The 22,068-nt window shown below is 30.5% G+C and carries 19 protein-coding genes; 17 read left to right on the top strand and 2 right to left on the bottom strand.

The window, feature by feature from the left end; translation table 11 throughout:
- The first annotated feature begins 5 nt into the window (after positions 1–5).
- The 14 genes from RYO54_RS12745 to gatB all read left to right on the top strand — a co-directional run bounded on the left by RYO54_RS12745 (position 6) and on the right by gatB (position 17,094).
- Positions 6–485 (top strand): YaiI/YqxD family protein, encoded by a 480-nt coding sequence (locus RYO54_RS12745; protein WP_315119331.1) that lies wholly within the window; start codon positions 6–8, stop codon positions 483–485.
- 123 nt (positions 486–608) lie between these two features.
- Entirely contained in the window at positions 609–2,612 is a 2,004-nt protein-coding gene (locus tag RYO54_RS12740; protein ID WP_315119329.1) for a triple tyrosine motif-containing protein, read from the top strand.
- A 52-nt stretch (positions 2,613–2,664) separates the two neighbouring features.
- On the top strand, positions 2,665–3,240 hold the full coding sequence (locus RYO54_RS12735; protein WP_315119493.1) for a lytic transglycosylase domain-containing protein: 576 nt from the start codon (positions 2,665–2,667) through the stop codon (positions 3,238–3,240).
- Between the two features lie 75 nt (positions 3,241–3,315).
- On the top strand, positions 3,316–4,035 hold the full coding sequence (locus RYO54_RS12730; RefSeq protein ID WP_315119326.1) for a pseudouridine synthase: 720 nt from the start codon (positions 3,316–3,318) through the stop codon (positions 4,033–4,035).
- Between the two features lie 322 nt (positions 4,036–4,357).
- Entirely contained in the window at positions 4,358–4,672 is a 315-nt protein-coding gene (locus tag RYO54_RS12725; protein ID WP_315119324.1) for a YerC/YecD family TrpR-related protein, read from the top strand.
- A gap of 145 nt (positions 4,673–4,817) precedes the next feature.
- Complete coding sequence (locus RYO54_RS12720; RefSeq protein WP_315119322.1) at positions 4,818–6,137, top strand: amidohydrolase; 1,320 nt, start codon at positions 4,818–4,820, stop codon at positions 6,135–6,137.
- 82 nt (positions 6,138–6,219) lie between these two features.
- Positions 6,220–7,743, top strand: a complete 1,524-nt coding sequence (locus tag RYO54_RS12715) for an AbgT family transporter (RefSeq protein WP_315119319.1) — start codon at positions 6,220–6,222, stop codon at positions 7,741–7,743.
- Between the two features lie 47 nt (positions 7,744–7,790).
- Positions 7,791–8,975 carry a M20 family metallopeptidase gene (locus RYO54_RS12710; protein WP_315119316.1) on the top strand — a complete coding sequence of 395 codons (1,185 nt, stop codon included), beginning with the start codon at positions 7,791–7,793 and terminating at the stop codon, positions 8,973–8,975.
- Between the two features lie 158 nt (positions 8,976–9,133).
- Complete coding sequence (gene pcrA / locus RYO54_RS12705; RefSeq protein ID WP_315119314.1) at positions 9,134–11,374, top strand: DNA helicase PcrA; 2,241 nt, start codon at positions 9,134–9,136, stop codon at positions 11,372–11,374.
- Positions 11,375–11,417: 43 nt separating this feature from the next.
- Positions 11,418–13,409 (top strand): NAD-dependent DNA ligase LigA, encoded by a 1,992-nt coding sequence (gene ligA, locus RYO54_RS12700; RefSeq protein ID WP_315119490.1) that lies wholly within the window; start codon positions 11,418–11,420, stop codon positions 13,407–13,409.
- Between the two features lie 30 nt (positions 13,410–13,439).
- Entirely contained in the window at positions 13,440–13,703 is a 264-nt protein-coding gene (locus tag RYO54_RS12695; RefSeq protein WP_315119313.1) for a hypothetical protein, read from the top strand.
- Between the two features lie 147 nt (positions 13,704–13,850).
- On the top strand, positions 13,851–14,144 hold the full coding sequence (gene gatC / locus RYO54_RS12690; RefSeq protein ID WP_315119310.1) for an Asp-tRNA(Asn)/Glu-tRNA(Gln) amidotransferase subunit GatC: 294 nt from the start codon (positions 13,851–13,853) through the stop codon (positions 14,142–14,144).
- 28 nt (positions 14,145–14,172) lie between these two features.
- Complete coding sequence (gene gatA, locus RYO54_RS12685) at positions 14,173–15,630, top strand: Asp-tRNA(Asn)/Glu-tRNA(Gln) amidotransferase subunit GatA (protein ID WP_315119307.1); 1,458 nt, start codon at positions 14,173–14,175, stop codon at positions 15,628–15,630.
- Positions 15,631–15,663: 33 nt separating this feature from the next.
- Positions 15,664–17,094 (top strand): Asp-tRNA(Asn)/Glu-tRNA(Gln) amidotransferase subunit GatB, encoded by a 1,431-nt coding sequence (gene gatB, locus RYO54_RS12680; RefSeq protein ID WP_315119304.1) that lies wholly within the window; start codon positions 15,664–15,666, stop codon positions 17,092–17,094.
- A gap of 33 nt (positions 17,095–17,127) precedes the next feature.
- On the opposite strand, the gene RYO54_RS12675 is transcribed toward gatB, so the two are convergent.
- Positions 17,128–17,349: a hypothetical protein gene (locus RYO54_RS12675; RefSeq protein ID WP_315119302.1), complete on the bottom strand. Its 222-nt coding sequence runs from the start codon at positions 17,347–17,349 to the stop codon at positions 17,128–17,130.
- A gap of 158 nt (positions 17,350–17,507) precedes the next feature.
- Here RYO54_RS12675 and RYO54_RS12670 point away from each other — a divergent pair, with 158 nt between their 5' ends.
- Positions 17,508–19,007, top strand: a complete 1,500-nt coding sequence (locus RYO54_RS12670; RefSeq protein WP_315119300.1) for a peptide ABC transporter substrate-binding protein — start codon at positions 17,508–17,510, stop codon at positions 19,005–19,007.
- 269 nt (positions 19,008–19,276) lie between these two features.
- On the opposite strand, the gene RYO54_RS12665 is transcribed toward RYO54_RS12670, so the two are convergent.
- Positions 19,277–20,671 carry a hypothetical protein gene (locus RYO54_RS12665; RefSeq protein ID WP_315119297.1) on the bottom strand — a complete coding sequence of 465 codons (1,395 nt, stop codon included), beginning with the start codon at positions 20,669–20,671 and terminating at the stop codon, positions 19,277–19,279.
- 153 nt (positions 20,672–20,824) lie between these two features.
- Here RYO54_RS12665 and RYO54_RS12660 point away from each other — a divergent pair, with 153 nt between their 5' ends.
- Both RYO54_RS12660 and RYO54_RS12655 read left to right on the top strand, forming a co-directional pair.
- Entirely contained in the window at positions 20,825–21,430 is a 606-nt protein-coding gene (locus RYO54_RS12660; protein ID WP_315119294.1) for an XTP/dITP diphosphatase, read from the top strand.
- A gap of 2 nt (positions 21,431–21,432) precedes the next feature.
- Positions 21,433–21,906 carry a metallophosphoesterase gene (locus tag RYO54_RS12655; RefSeq protein ID WP_315119292.1) on the top strand — a complete coding sequence of 158 codons (474 nt, stop codon included), beginning with the start codon at positions 21,433–21,435 and terminating at the stop codon, positions 21,904–21,906.
- Positions 21,907–22,068: the final 162 nt, after the last annotated feature.

The following is a 22,068-nucleotide window of genomic DNA, read 5'->3' as shown; positions in this document are numbered from 1 at the left end:
AAACAGTGAGAATAATAGTAGATGCGGACGCTTGTCCAGGAAAAGACATAATTGAAAAAGCAGGAAAAGAAAACAATATTCCAATTATAATGTATTGCGATATTAATCATATAATAAATAGCGATTATAGCGAAATTAAATACATGGATTGTGGATTTCAAAGTGTAGATATGGCTATTGTAAATGCAGTGAAAGAAGGGGATATAGTAGTTTCTCAAGACTTTGGTGTTGCAGCTATGTGTCTTGGGAAAAAGGCTTATCCAATTAGCCCTAAAGGGTATATCTATAGCGATAAAAATATAGATAGATTACTCTTCGAAAGACATTTAGGAGCAAAGGTAAGAAGAGGCGGTGGCAAAACTTCCAATCATAAGAAGAGGAACAAAGAGGATGATGAAAGGCTTTATGGCAATTTAATATACTTAATAAAAAACTGTGACACAGTTTTGGAGAGTGAAGAGTTAAAAATTAAAAATGAAGAGTGATGGATGAAATTCCTTTACTCTTCACTTTTCACTCTTAACTCTTAATTAAACAAACCCCTATTACAATATATGGATACATAGTATAATATAACTTAGGGATATTTTTACGGGGAGTGAATTTATATGGATGATATAAATATTATATTTAATTTAAATAGTCCTCAGGAGAAAGATACGGATATAAATATAAGAATTGAAAATAAAAGTGATGAGGAATTATTATATAAATTTTTTATTGGTTCTAATGGAGTTTGGGATGTTATACAAGATTTTAGTGAATTAGATTGGGTGGATTGGACTGCAAAAGAAGATGGCAAATATACTATAATGGTACAAGCAAAGAAAAGAGATAGTAGTAAGTTATTTGACTATGTTCTAAGAAATGATTATATCATTGGAAAGTCAGAAGAAACCTTAATATCCTCTTTAAATATTGATAAAAAGGTAGTAAAAGTAGGTGAGAAAATTACTGCTACAGTTGTATCTAATAAAGTTCCTATAATGTACAGGTATTGGATTAGGGAAGAATACAGTTGGAATTTAATAAAAGACTATTCTACTGAAAATGTAATAACATTTACAGCAAAAACTCCAGGTAGAAATGAAATATTAGTAGAATGTAAAGATATCAATTCAAAAAATAATTATGATGATTTCGATAAAATAGACTTCAAGATATTACCCTTAGAAAAGGTAGAAATAAAGAATTTTAAGTGTTTAACAAAGGAACTATTAGTAGATAATGAATTAATATTTCAAGTTGATGTGAACTCTTCAGATAATAGGACAACCCTCTATAAATTTGTAAAGATCAATCCTGATGGTTCAAATGTTTGTATACAAGATTATTCCAATAGAAGAATGGTGAATTTCATTGAAAAGGAAAGTGGAGATTATAAATTATTATGCTACGCTAGGGATATGTACTCCCAGAAAGAATATGATGATGTTGGGGCAATAAATTATAATGTAAAAAAGTATAGAAATATAGAGATTAAGAGTTTTACTACAGATAAAATTTTCCCCCAAACTTGTGATACAGAAATTCTTTTAAAAGCCGTTGTTTTTGGTGGGAAAGATTTACTTTATAGATACATAATTGATGGAAATTATGGTGAAGATTCTGGCTATATAAGAGAGAATAATTATGCTTGGACTCCTAAAATGGCAGGAAGCTATAAAATAACTCTATGGGTTAAGGATAGTTCTTTTCATGGTAATTACGAATGCATGGAGGAAATCAGCTTTATTATTGATGAAAAAAGTAAAGATTTTGTTATGATTGAAGAGGTTACGTTAGATAAGGGAGATAATATTATTGTAGGAGAAAGTATCCTTGCAAAAGTAATAGCCACTGGAGGTATGAACTTAAGATATAGTTTCATTGTAAAAAAGGATGGTATAGTTAATTCCGTAATAGATTATGGAAGTGCAAATTGGGCAAGATTTACTGCTACAGAGGAAGGAAAGTATGAATTAGAAGTAAGGGTTAAAGATAAATATTCTACAAGACAGTACGATAGTCACGAGATTGTATACATAAATGCTTTTGAATATCTCCCTTCCAATATTGAATATGTTTTATATACATCTAAAGATTATTTCCTATGTGGCGATAAAATAACTATGGATGTTGTAACTACTAATGGAAAAGATACATTAGTAAAATATGTGTTAAAAATCAATAGCCACAAGGTTGAAGAAAGTGACTATACTTTTAGTAAAAGATATAGCTTTACTCCAAAATGTAGCGGAGTATACCTTTTGCACATCTATGCTAGAAACATAAAAAGTAAGGAATTATTTGATAGTAAAAGGGACATAAAAATAGAGGTTAAAGATGCATTGCCCATTACGGATACAAAACTTAAATGCGATAAAAGAGAAATTTCAATTAATGAACCTGTCATCTTTTCTGTGAACCACAACGGAGGTAAGGATGTACTATATGAGTTTTATATGATGGATGACAGAGATTGGATAAAAGTTCAAAGTTATAGTAAAAAGAAGGATTATAGTTTTATACCCTTTTCTACTGGAAACTTTAAAATATTAGCCTTATGTAAAAGCAGTTATAATAAAAATTCTTATGAGGATTATGATGTTTTTGAATTTGAAGTGAAATAAATTAGATGATATATAAATAGATAATAGATTAAAGAAAGGATAGGTGATAGTGTTGGAGATTAATGACTCACAAAAGATTGAGAATTTTGTTCAACTTCAATTATTTAAACAAATATTTGATAAGGCCGTTGGGGATTCACCTGCTTTTGCCGTGGTTATGGAGAGCTTAACTAAGGCTATGGTAGGGGATGACAAGAATGTAGTAAACTATATCAATGAAGAAATAAAAAGTAATGATAATATAGAGGAAGTTGTAGAGAAAGCATCTAAAAAGTTTTCTATAGATAAGGATTTAATTAAGGCAGTAATAAAGCAAGAATCGGATTTTGATCCTAGTTCCACATCCACAGCTGGGGCTATGGGACTTATGCAACTTATGCCAGGCACAGCAGAATACTTAGGGGTTAACAATCCCTACGATATAGAAGAAAATGTAAATGGGGGAACTAAATATTTAAGGGAGTTATTAGATGTTTATGGAAACCGTAAAGAACTAGCCCTTGCTGCATATAATGCAGGACCTGGTACATTACAAAATAGAGATGTAAAAGAAGCATCTGAAATTGAAAGGCTTCCTCATGAAACTAGGGACTATGTTAAAAAAGTTATGAAGTATTATGGAAAATAAACAGTCAAAAGACTGTTTATTTTTTGTGCGTTTATGGCTATCATATAATTAGTAAACAATTTGGAGGTAATAATATTGGAAAGATTAGATAAAATACTAGCTAACTTAGGATACGGTACAAGAAAAGAAGTAAAAGCATTAGTAAAGAGCGGAGCTGTTGAAGTAGATAATGTGGTAGTGAAAGATTCAGGAACAAATATTGATCCCAATTCATCTATAATAAAAGTAGATGGTGAGGAAATAAATTATAGAAAATATATATATCTTATGATGAACAAACCTGCAGGAGTTATTTCAGCAACCTATGATAATAATTGTGAAACAGTCATAGACTTGCTTTTGCCAGAACATCAAGCATTCAATCCTTTTCCAGTGGGAAGACTAGATAAGGATACTGTAGGGCTACTTCTTATTACTAATGATGGAGAGTTGAATCATAAGTTAATATCCCCTAAATGGAATGTGGATAAAATATATTATGCGGAAATAGACAAAAGAGTAGATGAAGATGATATAAAGGCATTTGAAAAAGGCATAACTTTAGATGACGGATATAAATGCATGCCAGGAAAACTTGAAATAAAAAATGCAAATGATGATGGTTCTGAAGTATATGTTACAATACAGGAGGGAAAATTCCATCAAGTAAAAAGAATGTTCGAAGCATTAAATAAAGAGGTAGTATATTTAAAAAGAATTAAATTCGGCAACTTAGACTTAGATAAATCCTTAGAAGAAGGAACTTATAGGGAAATTACAAAAGAAGAATTTGAAATGTTAAATAATTTTAAATAATTGATTATATGTTTACAAATTAGTAAAAAATGAATTTTTTCAAGCATGTTAATAAAATATTAATATTTTTTCTTGCATTACATCTTGAAAATTTGCAATAAATTTTATATAATGAAGTTGCAAGAATAAATAAAAGAATGAATAGCCCCCTTTTATTTATTGAACAACCCATGCCCCAATGGGTTGTTTGCTTTTTTTGATTATTTTTTGCAATATACAAAAAATTCAGCCAGCATAGTGGATATATTTCACTATTAATGTTAAAATTTAAATAATGCTATTAATTAATACTATTAATATTATTAATAAGGAGCTGAATGCTGTGAGTGCATATAAATCAAAAATTGAAGATAAAGAAATTGATTTTCTATATGATGCTATATTAAAGTTACAAACTAGAGAAGAGTGCTATAAATTCTTTGATGATATTTGTACTATTAATGAAATACAATCTTTGAGTCAAAGAATGCAGGTAGCCAAAATGTTAAAGGATAAAAGAACATATCAAGATATATCCATAACAACAGGCGCTAGTACTGCTACAATAAGTAGGGTAAATAGGTGTTTAAATTATGGTAGTGAGGGATATGAAGTTGTATTATCCAGGCTAGAAGAGGACAATAAAGAAAATAAGTAATATACATAAAAGGATTGGTAAAATTACCAGTCCTTTTTTATTTAAATTACATATCTTACAATAAAGGGAAAAATTACTTTTTGGCGAATAATAATATAAAATAATATTGTTTTAATATTCTAATAATTTTATGGAGGAGAATTCTATGATAAGCGATAAAACATTTTTAGATAACTATATAGATAATTTGGAAGAGGAGATTGTACATATTCGAAGAGATTTCCATAAATATGCTGAATCAGGATGGACTGAGTTTAGGACTGCCTCAAGAATAGCAGACTACTTAAATAAATTAGGTTATGAGGTTAAATTAGGGGAAGAAATATTTAAAAAGGAAGATATGATGGGTTTGCCATCGGAAGAAGAGCTAAAGTCTAATATAAAAAGAGCTTTACAACAAGGTGGAGTAGAAGAATATATAACAATGATGGAAGGGGGATATACTGGAGTAGTGGCAGTACTAGATACTGGTATACCTGGCAAAGTTACTGCATTTAGATTTGATATCGACGCAAATGATGGGTTAGAAAGCCACTCTTTAGAACATAGGCCCTTCAAAGAAGGATTTTATTCAGTAAATAAAGATGCTATGCATGCTTGTGGACATGATGGACATGCAGCTATTGGGCTAGGATTAGCTAAAGTTTTAAAGGAATTTCAAAAGGAATTAAAAGGTAAAGTAATGTTGATATTTCAACCAGCGGAAGAAGGAACTAGAGGAGCTAAATCAATGGCTAATAGCAATATTTTAGATTATGTTGATTACTTCCTTAGTGGCCATGTAGGTTTAATGTCTAATAAATTTGGAGAGATAGCCTGCAATACAGAAGGATTTTTATCTACAACAAAAATGGATGTTGTATTTAAAGGAAGAGGGTCCCATGCTGGAGTATCTCCTCAAAAGGGGAAAAATGCACTTCTTGGAGCAGCAACAGCTGCATTAAATTTACATACATTGTGTCAACATGAAGAAGGAGTAGGAAGGATTAATGTAGGAGTTTTAAATAGCGGAAAGGGAAGAAATATAATTCCTGATTACGCAATAATGAAGATAGAAACTAGAGGGGAAACCAATAATATCAATGAATATATTACAAAAAGAGCCAAAGAAGTTATAAAAGCTTCAGCTATTATGTATGATTTAGAATGGGAAATTAAAGTTGTAGGAGGAGCAGAGAGCTCCAATAGTGACGAAGAATTATCTAAAATTTTTAAGGAGGAAGTAAAAAATATTAAAGAGATAGAAAGTATAGTGGATCGCGTAAAACTTACGGGCTCTGAAGATGTAACTTACATGATGAATAAGGTTCAAGAAAAAGGGGGCAAAGCAGTATATGTGATCTTTGGAACAAAAATTGCAGCAGATCATCATAACAACTCCTTTGATTTTGATGAAGGAGTATTAAAAATAGCTATAAAAGCATACGCGCATACTGTAATGAAATTAAATGGAAAGGAGGGTTAAAGATAATTAAAGCTTGAACATTAACATATTAATCAATCATAAATTATCAATTATCCATTATTAATTATCAGGGGGAATGGGTATGAATACTGAAAAAAATTTAGCTAGTCAGAAAAAAACTGGGGGATTTCTTGCTTGGGTCGAAAGAGTAGGTAACAAAATACCTCATCCATTTATACTATTTTTGTGGCTCATAGTTATAGTGTGGGTAGCTTCTTTCATATGTTCAGTTATGGGAGTAAGTGTGGAGAACCCTGTAACTGGAGAGGCTGTTGTAGTTAAAAATTTACTTTCTGGGGAAGGCATAAGATATATATTAGAGAATATGATTAAAAATTTCACGAATTTTGCTCCACTAGGATTAGTTTTGACCATGACTTTAGGTATAGGCCTTGCAGAGCAGGTCGGGTTTATGACAACTTTCATGAAAGAAACAATACTTGGTTCTTCACCAAAGGTAATTACTTTCATGATTATGCTAATTGGTATATGTGGAAACGTAGCTTCTGATGCTGCCATAGTTGTTATTCCAGCCATTGCAGCAGTAATATTTGTTTCCATAGGTAGACATCCACTTGCAGGTATAGCATTAGGATATGCTTCCACTACAGCAGGATTTAGCGCTAACTTAATGATAGCCGGAACAGATGCATTGCTTGCAGGAATAAGCACAGAGGCATTACAAATCGTAAATAAGGGTGGGGAAGTAACACCAGTAAGTAACTGGTTTTTCATGGCAGCCTCAACATTTATATTAGCAATTGTAGGTACAGTTATTTCAGAAAAAATTATAGAGCCAAGACTAGGACAATATAATGGCAAAAAGCAGATTAAAAATGAAAAAGTAACTCCAGAAGAAAAGAAGGGTTTAAGAAAAGCAGGAATGGGAGCTTTAGTCTATGTATTGGTTATATTAGCTGTAATAATTCCTAAAAATAGCTTCTTAAGGGATCCTAAAACAGGCTCCTTAGTACCTTCTCCTTTCTTAAATTCAATAATACCCTTACTTTTATTCTTATTCATTATAGTTTCATATATTTATGGTAAAGAAGTAGGTAAGATAAAGAAATTTGCAGATGTGCCAAAGTACATGGCCATAGCTATAAAAGACATGTCTTCATATATTGTATTGGTATTTGTTATAGGACAGTTTATAGCTTACTTCAATTGGAGTAATTTGGGATATGTTATAGCTGTAAATGGAGCTAATGGACTGAAAGCAGCTAACCTAACAGGAATGCCATTGTTTATATTATTTATATTATTCGTAGCCTTTGTAAACCTATTTATTGGAAGTGGTTCTGCAAAATGGTCATTGCTTGCTCCAATATTTGTTCCAATGTTCTATCTATTAGATTATAATCCAGCATTAACACAAATGTTATATAGAATAGGAGACTCTACAACTAATATCATATCCCCGCTGTTTCCATACTTCCCGATCATATTAGCTCTAATTAATGAGTATGACGAAGAAGCAGGGGTAGGCACTGTGTTGTCCTTGATGATACCTTATAGTTTAATCATGCTTGTAGTTTGGATAGTGTTTGGCATGATTTGGTTTACACTAGGATTACCGCTAGGGCCAGGAGCGCCTATAAGATAATATTAAACTTATGAATTCAGCTGTTGTTTAATTGGAGGTGGTTTATTTTGACTAAAGAGTTAATTGATAAACTAATAGATGAAAATTTGGGGGATATCATAGATATTAGAAGGAATATACATGCACATCCGGAACTTGGAATGGAGGAGCATAGAACTGCTGATGTTGTATACAAAAATCTTCAAGGCTTAGGTTTGAAAGTAGAAAAAGGTATTGGGAAAACAGGTGTAGTCGCTCTTTTAGAAGGGCAAAAAGAAGGAAAAACAATTTTGCTTAGAGCGGACATGGATGCACTCCCTATAAATGAGCAAACGGATCTACCTTTTAAATCACAAAATAAAGATGTGATGCATGCCTGTGGTCATGATGTTCACACTTCAATACTTTTAGGGGCAGCAAAGGTATTGTCAAATATGAAGGATAGCATAAAGGGAAATATAAAATTTGTGTTCCAACCTGCAGAGGAATGCAATCCAACTGGCGGGGCAAACTATATGATAGAAGATGGGGTTTTAGAAAATCCTAAAGTAGATGGGGCTATTGCTCTTCATGTTTGGGACGTGCCATTAGGTAAGGTAGGAGTAAAAAAAGGGGCTATTATGGCTCAGTCCGATAGAATATTTATAAAAGTAAAAGGAAAGAGTGCCCATGGTTCTGCACCTCATCAGGGAGTTGATGCTATTGTAGCAGCGGCACATGTAACAACTGCCCTTCAGACTATAGTAAGCAGAAATGTAAGTCCTCTGGATAGTGCTGTAGTTACTTTAGGTGTTATAAAGGGAGGGTACAGATATAATGTAATACCAGATGAGGTAACCTTGGAAGGAACAGTTAGAACCTTTGCACATCACGTAGCGGATATGATGCCAGGAAGAATTGAGAGTATAGTAAAAAATGTCTGTGAGGCATTAGATTGTGGCTATGAATTTAAATATGTAAATGGATATCCATTAACGTATAATGATGAAACTTTGACGGAGAAAGTTATGGAATCTTTAAAAGATTCTATAGGGGAAGAAAATCTAATCATACCACAACATCCAGCAACAGGAGCTGAGGACTTTTCCTTCTTTAACAAGCATGTGCCTTGCACCTTTATGTGGTTAGGTTGTAAATCAGAAATAAATGAAGATTGTTGTGTACTTCATAACCCTAATTTCATTTGTGATGAAAGAGCTATACCGATTGGTATAAAAATACTATGTAATACGGCGATAAATTTGTTAAAATAATATAATATAAAAGATTGGTTTAGAGTTAAATTTTAAACCAATCTTTTTAAACGTTTTATTAAAATAAATATTAAAGGTGATTAAACAGGTAGTTAAGTGATATAATATAAACTGATTCAGTATATTTGAGTTATTAGGAAACAGGGAGTGAAAGATTAATGGATTTAAGCAAATTATTAAATAAGGAGCAACTTGATGCTGCAACCACTGTACAGGGTCCCTTGCTTATATTGGCAGGAGCAGGGTCAGGTAAAACTAGAGTTTTAACTTATAGAATAGCTCACTTGATAAAAAATTTAGATGTATATCCTTCTCAAATATTAGCTATTACCTTTACAAACAAAGCAGCAAATGAAATGAAAGAAAGGGTAAAAAATATTGTTGGAAGTGAAGCTGATAATATGTGGATATCAACTTTCCATTCTAGCTGTGTAAAGATATTAAGAAGAGAAGCTGAAAAAATTGGTTATAATAAAAACTTTGCCATATATGATAGCTATGACCAAAAGACTTTAGCTAAAGAATGTTTAAAGGAATTAAATATAAGTGATAAAGATTTTGATGAAAAATCAGCTTTAAATAAAATTGGAGAGTTTAAGGATAATTTAATCTCACCAGAAGAGGTAGTTAAAAAAGGAGACAGTAATTATAGATTAAAAAAATTAGGAGATATTTACTCCTTGTATCAAAAAAAGCTTAAGAATAATAATGCCATGGATTTTGATGATTTAATATTTAAAACCGTTGAACTTTTTAAAAAGAACCCAGATGTTTTAGAGTTTTACGGAAGAAAGTTTAAATATATAATGGTAGACGAGTATCAAGATACTAATAGATCCCAGTATGAATTGACACGATTACTAGCTTCTTCTCATAAAAACATATGCGTTGTAGGTGACGATGATCAATGTATTTATGCATGGAGAGGAGCAGATGTAAGAAATATTTTAGAATTTGAAAAAGATTATCCAAATACTAAAATAGTAAAGCTTGAACAAAACTATAGATCCGTAAGTAATATATTAGACGCAGCTAATGGTGTTATAAAAAATAATAGCTATAGAAAAATTAAGATTCTAAGGACCAATAACGAAAAAGGTGAAAAAATCAAAATTTACAGAGGCTATTCAGATATAGAGGAAGTACAATTTATTTCATCAGAAATTAAAAAGATATCAAAGGAAGAAGATAAAGGCTATAAAGATTTTGGTATATTATACAGAACCAATGCACAATCACGTATTTTTGAAGAAGCATTTATGAGAAATAAGATACCTTATAAAATTATTGGAGGATTAAAGTTCTATGACAGAAAAGAAATAAAGGATATAATGTCATATCTAAAATTAATTAATAATCCTCTAGATGATGTGAGCTTAAAAAGAGTAATAAATGTTCCTAAAAGAGGGATAGGTGATAGCACTGTAGACAAGGTTCAATCTTTTGCATCTTCCATGGAAGAGTGTATGTATAGCGTTTTGTTAGATGTAGACAGTATAGGACTATCAGCAAGAGCAGTAGCTTCCATTAATAAATTTATAAGTTTAATAAATAGCTTCATAAGAAAAAGGGATGAAATAAACGTATCAAAATTAATAGAAGAGATATTACAGAGCACAGGATATATGGAGGAATTACAAAAGACTAATAATATTGAGGATTTAAGTAGGATTGAAAATTTAAAAGAACTAGTGTCTGCTGCTGTGCATTTTGAAAGCAATTCAGAAGATAAAAGTCTATCTGCATTTTTAGAACAGGTTACCTTAGTTTCGGATGTAGATAATTATGATGAAGAATCTGATGCTGTGGTATTGATGACAGTGCATAGTTCTAAAGGCTTAGAATTCCCTGTAGTATTTATGGCGGGAATGGAGAATGGAATATTTCCAGGGATACAATCCTTAGAAGATGAGGAAGAGATGGAGGAGTCTAGAAGACTTTGCTATGTTGGAATAACAAGAGCTAAAGAAAAACTATACATGACATCAGCAGAAAGAAGAACTATTTTTGGTAGAACTGTAGCCTATGCGGAGTCAGAATTTATTAATGAAGTAGCTATAGATTTAAAAGAAAATATAAATTTAAATAAAAATAATAATTATAATACCTATTATAATAAAAGAAACGTATATACAAATAGAGAGTTTTCAAATATTAATAATACAGTATTAAATAAAATAGAAAATACAAATGAAATAAAGATTAAAGATGATAATGAAGAAAACAAATTGACTGCGGATCAAGTAAGGCCTGGGAAAAAGGTGAAACATGACAAGTTTGGAGTGGGAACTGTAGTGAGTGCTATTCCAAGTGGGGGAGATTTAAAGCTTACAGTAGCTTTTGATAAAATGGGAGTGAAAATATTGATGCTGAGCATGGCACCGTTAGAAGCAGTTTAGAGGGGGATGTATTTTGAGTAAAGATAATAAAGAGACAGATGCGATGATAGACAGGATATATTCTCTAGTAGAAGAATTAAATAAATATGCTCACGAATACTATGTGTTAGATAATCCTTCAATATCCGATAAAGAGTATGATAAAAAATACGATGAATTGGTACAGTTAGAAAAAGAAACTGGACTTATGCTACCCTATTCTCCTACTCAAAGAGTTGGAGATAGGATATTAGTTCAATTTGAAAAATATCAACATAAAGGGCCATTATGGAGCTTAGATAAATCACAAAATGTAAATGGCTTGACTGAATGGCATAATAGAAATGTTAAAGTTATACTTCAGTATAATAGTACCCATGAGGATAAGTTACCTCTTCCATCATATATAGTGACAAAAAAGTTTGATGGACTTACTATAAATTGTACCTATGATGAGAATGGTTTATTAATAAAAGCTGCCACTAGAGGAACAGGTATAATAGGAGAGGGTATTACAGAGCAGGCAAAGACAATCAAATCATTGCCACTTAAAATCAATAATAATTATAGCTTTGAAATCCATGGAGAAGCTATAATGACTAAAAAAGCTTTTGAAGAGTATAATAAAAATGCAGTTATCCCTTTAAAAAATTTAAGAAATGGGGCGGCTGGTGCTCTTAGAAATTTAAATGTGAAAGAGACTGCGAATAGAAATTTATCTGCATTTTTTTATGATATAGGATATAGTGAAGGAAAACCCTTTGAGACCTATACGGAGATGTTAGATTTTATAAAAGAAATGGGTTTCCCTGTGGATACATATATTAAAAACTGTAACTCTATAGAAGAAATTCAAAAAGAAATAGAATATATAAATAGCATTAGAAATGAATTAGATTATGATATTGATGGAATTGTAATAGCAGTAGATCATATAAAAACTAGAGAAATATTAGGATATACAATAAAATTTCCTAGATGGGCTATTGCATATAAATTTGAAGCAGAGGAAGCTACCACTACTTTACTAGAAGTAGAGTGGAATGTAGGTAGAAGCGGACGAGTAACACCTACAGCAATATTAGAACCTGTAGAGTTAGCAGGAGCAACAGTTAAAAGAGCTACCTTAAATAATATGGATGATATAAAGAGAAAAGGTGTAAAAATAGGTAGTGAAGTATATGTTAGAAGATCTAATGATGTTATACCAGAAATAATGGGTGTAGTTGAGGATAGCATACATAATGGATTGGAAATTCAATCACCTGAAAAATGTCCATATTGTAATAGTGAATTAATTCAAGATGGTGTACATTTATTCTGTGAAAATACTCTATCGTGTAAACCTCAAATGGTTAAGAGTATAGTACACTTTGCAAATAGAGAAGCTATGAATATAGAGGGATTTAGCGAAAAAACAGCAGAGCAATTTTTTGAAAAATTAAATATAAAATCTATTGGAGATTTATATAGGATAAAAAAAGATGAATTATTGACATTAGATAAATTTGGAGAAAAGAAGGCTAGCAATATTCTAAATGCAATAGAAGGTAGCAAAAATCCTCAGTTATCATCATTTATATATGCTCTAGGTATTCCAAACGTCGGCAAGAAAACTGCCAAAGACTTAGTGAAGAGCTTAAAAACCTTAGAGAATATAAAAAATGCTTCTTTAGAACAATTGACATCTATAAAAGATATTGGAGAAAAAGTAGCTTATAGTATAATAGATTTTTTTAAACAGGAGAAAATAATTAATAGTTTAAATGAATTACTTGACTTAGGTATAAGTCCAATAGCTGATGAGATGAATATAGAAGAAGATAGTCCATTTAAAGATAAAACAATAGTAGTTACGGGTTCATTAGAAGGCTATGGGAGAACAGAAATAAAGGAAAAGCTAGAGAGCCTAGGAGCAAAAGTATCTAGCAGCGTCAGCAAGAAAACTAACTACCTTTTAGTTGGTAAAGAACCTGGTTCTAAATATGATAAAGCTGTTGAATTAGGAGTTAAAATAATAAATGAAGAAGAATTCAATCAAATGATTAAAGGTTAAGTTCAACAGATAAAAAATGGAGGAGTAGAGATGAGAAGAACTATTAGTGCGTTAGGATGGGTTTCTGTGTTTTTTACAACTGTAGCCATAATATTGACTATGCTTACAACCTACCAATTTGTTTATATTAAGTATTTTAATAGCTACTATACTTTGCAATTGTGTCTCTTCTTTACGATGGTCATCTGGGCTGTAAAATTTATAGATTTAAAAAATATTAAAAAGATGTATCCGATTGTTTGTAGCATATTAGCAGCAGGAAGTATGTTTTTTATGTTTATGAAAGTATATTAAGTGTAGCAAGATATCAACAAACTCTTTTGAGATGTTGATATCTTTTTGCGTATGATTCAGTATGTAAAAAATAATTTTTATGATACAATATATATTATGTTATTTTACAGTAGTTATAAAATTTTCTAAGAAAGAGAGGGTAATAGAATGTCAATCACTAAAAAGGATGTAGAGCACGTAAGTGAATTAGCAAGAATAGCGCTAAAAGAAGAAGAAAAGGAAGCTTTAATTGAAGATTTAAATAAAGTATTAACATATATGGAAAAATTAGATGAGCTTGATACTGACGATGTAGATATAATTGTAAATCCATATTATGTAGAAAATGTATTTAGGGAAGATAAGGTAGAGCCTTCTATGAAAATAGAAAAGGTGTTATCAAATGCTCCAGAAAAATTAGAAGAGTACATATTAGTTCCTCAAATCATTGATGGAGAATAACTTTTAAAAGAGGGAGGTAATTAGAATTATGGAATTATATAGTCTCACAGCTCATCAGTTGAAAGACATGATTAAAAATAAAGAAGTAAAAGTAGAAGAAGTTGTTAATAGTTTTATAGATAGAACAGAAAGTGTTGATTCAAAAGTAGGAGCTTATCTTTATACGGGAAAAGAAGAAGCCATAGATACAGCTAAAAAACTTGATGAAAAGATATCTAAAGGAGAAGAACTAAAGGGATTAGGTGGAGTGCCTGTATCCATAAAAGATAACATAAGTGTTGAGGGAATGCAAAATACTTGTGCGTCTAAAATATTAGAAGGTTATATTTCACCCTATGATGCTCATGTAGTACAAAGAATAAAAGAAGAAGATGGAATTATACTTGGAAAGTTAAATTTGGATGAATTTGCAATGGGATCCTCTAATGAAAACAGTGCGTATAAGCTAGTAAGAAATCCTTGGGACTTAGAAAGAGTACCAGGAGGATCTTCAGGTGGATCTGCAGCAGCAGTTGCATCCATGCAGACACCATTAGCACTAGGAACGGATACAGGAGGATCAGTAAGACAACCAGCTGCTTTATGTGGTATAGTAGGTGTTAAGCCAACATATGGAAGAATTTCAAGATATGGAGCGGTAGCCTTTGGCTCTACTCTTGATCAAGTTGGAGTAATGGGAAAGGACGTAAGAGACTCTTCACTATTAATGCAGCATATAGCAGGTGCGGATAATAGAGACTTTACTTCAGCAAAAATAGAAGTTCCCGATTACAGTGCTTATTTAAACATGGATATTAAGGGAAAGAAAATAGGAGTACCTAAAGAGTTCTTTGGGGAAGGCTTAGATGAAGGAGTGCGTAAAGCTGTAAATGAAGCTGTAAAAGTTTTAAGAGAAAATGGAGCAGAAGTTAAAGAATGTTCACTCCCATTAACGGATTATGCATTATCAGCATATTACATAATTTCCAGTGCTGAGGCTTCATCTAATTTAGCTAGATTTGATGGAATTAGATACGGGGCTAGAACTAAGGATTATTCAGACCCAGTGGATATATACTTTAAAACAAGAGATGAAGGTTTTGGAAAAGAAGTTAAGAGAAGAATAATGCTAGGAACTTATGTGTTATCAGCAGGATACTATGATGCATATTATAAAAAGGCTTTAAAGGTTAGAAAACTTATAAAAGATGATTATGAACGCATATTTAAAGAATTTGATGCTATAATATCACCTACTTACCCAAGCAAGGCCTTTAAAATCGGAGAAAAGTCCGAAGATATAATGGCTATGTATTTATCCGATGCTTATACAGTTCCGGTAAGCGTAGCAGGGTTGCCAGCTATATCTATACCATGTGGTATGGTGGATGGTCTGCCAGTAGGTATTCAAATAATAGGAAATTACTTTAGAGAAGACACTATATTTAATATAGCATATAGTTATGAACAATCTACAGATTGGCATAAAATGAGAGCTAAATTATAATTATCATTGGGTAAGAAAAGGAGTTGAAAACATATGGATTTTGAAGCGGTGATTGGTTTAGAAGTGCATGCTGAACTTTCAACAGAAACGAAGATCTTTTGTGGATGTACAACAGAGTTCGGAGGAAAACCAAATACACATGTATGTCCTATATGCTTAGGATTACCAGGTTCACTTCCACAATTAAATAAAAAGGTAGTAGATTATGCTATTAAGGCTGGTTTAGCACTTAATTGTGATATAAATAAAGTTTGTAAAACTGATAGAAAAAATTATTTTTATCCAGATTGCCCTAAAAACTATCAGATTACTCAAGATGAAGTACCTATTTGTCATGATGGATATATTGAAATAGAGCTTGAAAATGGAGAAAAGAAGAAAATTGGAATAGAAAGAATACATATTGAAGAGGATGCTGGAAAGCTTCTTCATACTAAAGCAGGTACCTTAGTTGACTTTAATAGAGCAGGAGTACCTCTTATAGAAATAGTTTCAAAGCCAGATATGAGAAGTCCAGAGGAGGCTACTCTTTATTTACAAAAACTTAGGAGTATTTTATCTTCAATTCAAGTATCCGACTGTAAAATGGAAGAAGGATCTTTAAGATGTGATGGTAACATTTCTATAAGAGAAAAAGGAACTAGCAAATTTGGAGTTAGAACAGAAATAAAAAACATGAATTCTTTTAAGGCCTTAGAAAAAGCCCTTACATATGAGTATGGTAGACAGGCAGAAGCGGTTAAAAATGGAGAAATGCTATCTCAAGATACTAGAAGATGGGATGAGGCTAATAATGTTACTATAGTTATGAGAAGTAAAGAGAAGGCAAATGACTATAGATATTTTCCAGAAGGAGATTTGGTTACTATAAATGTATCCGATCAATGGATAGAAGAAATAAGAGCAACTATACCTGAATTACCACATGAAAAAGAAAGTAGATTTGTAGAAGAGTATGGAATACCTAAATATGATGCCTCCGTATTGACATTAACTATGGCTATGGCTCGCTATTTTGAAGAAACTGCTAAATTAAGTGGAGATGCTAAAGCTTCTTCAAACTGGCTGATGGGGGATATATCTAGATTATTAAATGAAAATTCCATGACTGTTGATGAATTGAAGTTTACACCTTCTCAGCTTTCAGAATTAATTAAATTGATAAATTCCAATACTATTTCAAACAACATTGGAAAGAAAGTTATAGAGGAAATGTTCGTTACAGGTAAGGATGCTAAGATTATAGTAGAAGAAAAAGGATTGGTTCAAAATAACGATGAAGCTGCTATATTAGAAGTAGTAAAGAAAGTTATAGAAGGAAATCCTAAATCTATAGAAGACTATAAAAATGGAAAGAAAAGAGCAATTGGATTCTTAGTAGGTCTTATTATGAAGGAAACAAAGGGAAAAGCAAACCCTCAAATTGTAAACAAACTTGTAGTAGATGAAGTAGAAAAACTTTAATAAAAACCTTGTGGATTTTTATCCACAAGGTTTTTATAAGTTTAAGTCATTATTTTTTGATACAACATCTTGTATATCTTCTTTTAGTTTTAGATTAGTTGATAAATTATATATATGTAGATTTAGCTTTTCAAGCAAATAGTTTTTGTATTTAATCTGGTTAATTATTTGCTTTAAGGTTATAAAGCTTAATATAGACACACTAGCTAATATACACATAGTTATGATTCCAACAATTTGAACAGCAAGAAGCATAAATCCCCCTCCATATTATGAAAAATACTAAATAATTACTGTATTATAGATTAAGTATATACCATAATAATATTTTTTTAAATAACTTGTTTTAATTTTCAAATGAAGGGGAATAATTACTAATATTGAATGGTAATAACTTTATGTGAGGGGAAATGATGAAGAAATACATTGCATTGATAATATGTATATTTGTGTTTACGAGTGGTTGTGTAGAAAAAAAGAAAAATATAAATCCTCTTTATAATAAAGACTCTATAATATATGGGGTGGAAGCTTTCCCTAAAGATTTAATTTTATTAGATGATACTAGAGGAGAATATAATTACTTATTAATTAATTTATTTGAAGGATTAGTAAAGAAAGATGATGAAGGCAATATTATTCCAGGCTTAGCTTATAAATGGGACATTGGAGAAAATGGCACTAAATATACTTTTAAAATTAGGAAGGATGCTAAATGGAATGATGGAGGGAGTATAACAGCTAGAGATTTTGTGTATTTCTTTTCAGAAATATTAAATGTAGAGATAGATAATGTTTTCGATTATCATTTGTTTTATATAAAAGGTTTAGAAGAATATAGAAAAGGAGATATTAATTTTTTAAATACTGGGGTAAAAGAGATTGATAAAAACACTTTAGAGATTACATTAAAATATCCTTGTAGCTATTTTTTAGATATTCTATCAAGCCCTAAATATTCTTTAAGAAAAATAAATTATACCCTTAAAAGCTGGGAAAAGGACTATGATTACATAGAATATTCAGGACCCTATATAATAAAAAATGTGGATAAAGATATAGTAGAATTAGAGAATAACACTGAATATTGGGATAGTGAAAATATAAAGAATGAAAAAATAACCATACAAAATGAAGGTAGCGAAGAGGGAGCTTTAGCAGCTTTTGCAACCTCTAAAGTTGATTTTTTGAAGGTTTATAATCTATGGAATGATGAAAATATTAAAGATGGAAGTTATATTATTCAAAGCGATTCTTATGTAGGAAAGGGTATGGCTTTCAACTTTAAAAGAGATAAAGTTGAAAATGATAAATTAAGAAAAGATATATATGATAGTATTGATAGAGATTACATAGTTAAAAATATTTTCAAAGATAAGGCTACACCTTGGAAATATTCTAAGGATAGAGCAGTCTCTTTCAGTAAATATGAAGATCTTTCTTTGGAGCTGGTTTATATAAAAAATAAATGCAACGATGAATTAGCAAAAGAACTGAAAAAGCAGCTAAAAAATAAGTTGAATATAGATATATTATTAAAGGCCTACGATGAAGTAGAAATAAAAAATATATTAGAGAAGGGTGACTACGATATAGCACTTTTAGATATAATAAAAGAGTATAAAAGCCCCATTTCATTTTATGAAAAAATATGCTCTAATAGTTATTTTAATTTTTATAATTATAAGAATGAAACCTATGACAATATGGTATTTAAGGCTAAAAGAGAAGGGGATACAATAAAACAAGATAAATTATTGAATGAAATAGAAAAGCTTCTTGTAGAAGAAGTGCCGGTAGTTCCTATATTATTTGAAAAAAATCTTATATATACCAATAATAATCTTTATAATATATTTTTAAATTACAATGGTGATATATTATTTAATAATATTAATTTTAATAATATTTAAAGCTTCCCAATTAAACTTTATGGGAAGCTTTTTTGGAAGATTTTTTTTCGGTAAAATAAGCACAACTATAGTCATTGGTAATAAGACTGGAAATTTTTGATACATGGTTTAATGTGCAATTGCCATTTTTACAATGGATACAATTTTCGGAGCAATTTATGTTCATCATATTTTACCTCCCCTAGTATAAAGCAAAGGAAAAATATTAAAACTTAGATTAATTATATTATATGCAATTAATCTATTTATATAGTAATTAAAATTTTACTTTATTGGCAACTAATATTATGAAGATATATTATAAAGAAAAATGGTATAGTGTTTCTATCGCTATAGAATGAAGATTTACCCTGTTTAAAAGAGGATTTTTTTTCATTATACTTTACGCTCTTAACAAATATTGGTGCTAAATTCAAATTTTCAGAAGATGCTATATATGATGGTTTAAACTCGGATTCATCTAATAGGTCCTCGGAGTTTAAAGAGAAGTTTCTATATCTTTCTCTATCATCTAAAGTTGGAGCATCTGGCCAGCTTAATATCATTCCAGAGTTTATTAATTGTTTTTTATATACACTAGCTATAATAGGAAATAAGTTAGAGGAACTACAATCTAAATTTTCAGAAGATATCATAAGGCATAATAAATAAAGAGAGATTTCCATTGGAGAAAATTTTAAAGAATCCTTTTCTTTTAACTTTACAAAAATTCCCCATTCTTCATTGTAACATTTAATTAATTCCTCATGCAGCCTATTCATTATATCCTTATATCTGATAAAGCCTGTATTTCTATATAATAAATAGGAATTTATATAAGATAAACACAAATTCTCAACTTTTACTTCAGAATTTAATTCAATATTATTAATATAATTTTCATTAATTAGTTCAAAAATATCTAACATCAACAAATTAGCATCTTCATTTTTAGAATAACTATAAAATACATTGAGGGAAAAGCATAATTTTAAAAGTTCATCAATAGATAGATTATATAATTCATGTCTATATTGTAAGAACATATTTAATATATCTAAAGAAAAAGTTCTATAGCCTAAAACATCCTTTGAATCATCATCTAGAGATGCTTTATAAAAAGCTGCCATCAATAAAGCTTGATCAGAGAACTTGAATTTATTATCTTTTGCCTCTAGATTATAGTCATTTGCAGAAGAATCCGTTAGATCTATTTTATCAATAAAAACCCCCTCTTCATTCCTTAAATTGCTAGCGTAAAATTGCAACTGTTTTTTTACTATATTATTATATATAAGATGGTAGCAATATTTACGTTTATCAATACTTTCAAATTGCTTATAATAATCTCCTAACTCTAGTAAAGATAGAGTCATAAATGCATTGGTTGATATATTTATTTCTTTCTTTAGTTTATCATCAGCCCAATAAAATCTGTCATTTACTTTCTTTAACTTTGGATTGGATTTCTTATATATGGATATAATTGGATAAGAGTGCTTTAATACGTTGATTTCATCTTCAGAGAGTTTTTTGTTTTTGAATTCTTTAGTATCAATAAGTATACCGCATTTTGAATTAAGTAATATATCTTTGAGAGATTCTTTTGATAGATGGAACAATTGATTTTTTATGTTCTCCTTGCTTAAAGCATTAAGTCTTAGAAAAGGTCCGATATATTTCAAACACAACACCTACTATAAAATTAATCCTTATATAAATAATATGATAAATATAAAGAAATAGTTCTAAGAAAATTTTAAATAGCAAAAAAATCTTATATTGTTATATAATTATGATTAGGAGAATGATATTTTTAACAACAGGATGGTGGAAAAATGAGAAAATTAATTATAGCTAGTAATAACAAAAATAAAATAAAAGAAATAAAAGAAATATTAGGTGGTTTAAATATTGATGTAATAGCATTAAAGGAAACAGGAATGGATATTGAAGTTGAAGAGACAGGGGATACTTTTATAGAAAATGCCTATATAAAGGCATCAGAAATATTTAAGTTGTTTAAAGAGGATAATTGCATGGTGCTAGCTGACGACTCTGGTTTGTCAGTAGAAGCTTTAGGAGGGCAACCAGGAATATATTCAGCAAGATTTGCAGGAGAACATGGAAACGATAGAAAAAACAACGAAAAATTACTCAATATGATGAAAGATGTTGAAAATAGAAAAGGAAAATTTATATGTGCAATGGCGCTAATTATAGATGAAAATAATATTATAAAAGTGCAAGGAGAAGTAGAAGGGGTTATTGGATATGAAGAAAAAGGTGTCCATGGTTTTGGATACGACCCTTTATTCTATTATCCAAAGCACAATATGACTTTTGGCGAAATGGATGGAAATCTTAAAAATAATATAAGTCATAGAAGAATAGCTTTAAATGAGCTTGAAAAAAAGATTAAAGAATATTTTCAGGGGGAATAGCAGTGTTAATCGGTGTTGTCAGTGATACCCATAGACATACTTGGATTTTAGATAGGGTTATGGATAAGTTTACAGAGGTAGACTTGCTAATACATCTAGGAGATAATATACAAGATGTAAAGGACTTTAGTAAGTTATATAAGGGTAATATTATAAACGTAAAAGGTAATTGTGATTATTCCAATGCAGTTCCTTCAGAAATTATAACGGAAATAGGTGGACATAAATTTTTTATTACCCATGGACATAATTATGATGTGAAAAGTGGATTGTCTAGGCTGAAATATAAAGCTATGGAGCTAGAAGCTAAGGTGGTTTTATTTGGACATACTCATATTTCACAAATAGTATATGAAGAAGGGATATGGTTTGTAAACCCTGGAAGCCCTGTGTTAGCAAGGGATGGGTTTAATAGTGTGGCTTTAATAGAAGTGGATAAAGACAAGATAAATGCTAGTATAAAAGCAATTAGATAAAAAAAAAATTAAAAAAATTAAAATTGGTATTGACGTATTAAAAGATATCGTGTAGAATAAACTATGTCGTCGGGAGTTAACAACGAGAAACGAACTCCTGAAACATAACGGGGTGTGGCGCAGATGGGAGCGCGCGTGGTTTGGGACCATGAGGTCGCAGGT

It is taken from the genome of uncultured Clostridium sp. (assembly GCF_963515715.1).
Taxonomy (GTDB): Bacteria; Bacillota; Clostridia; order Clostridiales; family Clostridiaceae; genus Clostridium_AW.
The sequence above is the reverse complement of the archived record's forward strand: the minus strand, read 5'-3'. Positions and strand labels throughout refer to the sequence as shown.

Coding starts and splice junctions, on each gene's coding strand:
- RYO54_RS12740 (WP_315119329.1), top strand. CDS start 609: ATGGATGATATAAATATTATATTTAATTTAAATAGTCCTCAGGAGAAA.
- RYO54_RS12675 (WP_315119302.1), bottom strand. CDS start 17,349: ATGCTTCTTGCTGTTCAAATTGTTGGAATCATAACTATGTGTATATTA.
- RYO54_RS12695 (WP_315119313.1), top strand. CDS start 13,440: ATGAGAAGAACTATTAGTGCGTTAGGATGGGTTTCTGTGTTTTTTACA.
- gatB (WP_315119304.1), top strand. CDS start 15,664: ATGGATTTTGAAGCGGTGATTGGTTTAGAAGTGCATGCTGAACTTTCA.
- gatA (WP_315119307.1), top strand. CDS start 14,173: ATGGAATTATATAGTCTCACAGCTCATCAGTTGAAAGACATGATTAAA.
- RYO54_RS12720 (WP_315119322.1), top strand. CDS start 4,818: ATGATAAGCGATAAAACATTTTTAGATAACTATATAGATAATTTGGAA.
- RYO54_RS12660 (WP_315119294.1), top strand. CDS start 20,825: ATGAGAAAATTAATTATAGCTAGTAATAACAAAAATAAAATAAAAGAA.
- gatC (WP_315119310.1), top strand. CDS start 13,851: ATGTCAATCACTAAAAAGGATGTAGAGCACGTAAGTGAATTAGCAAGA.
- ligA (WP_315119490.1), top strand. CDS start 11,418: ATGATAGACAGGATATATTCTCTAGTAGAAGAATTAAATAAATATGCT.
- pcrA (WP_315119314.1), top strand. CDS start 9,134: ATGGATTTAAGCAAATTATTAAATAAGGAGCAACTTGATGCTGCAACC.
- RYO54_RS12715 (WP_315119319.1), top strand. CDS start 6,220: ATGAATACTGAAAAAAATTTAGCTAGTCAGAAAAAAACTGGGGGATTT.
- RYO54_RS12670 (WP_315119300.1), top strand. CDS start 17,508: ATGAAGAAATACATTGCATTGATAATATGTATATTTGTGTTTACGAGT.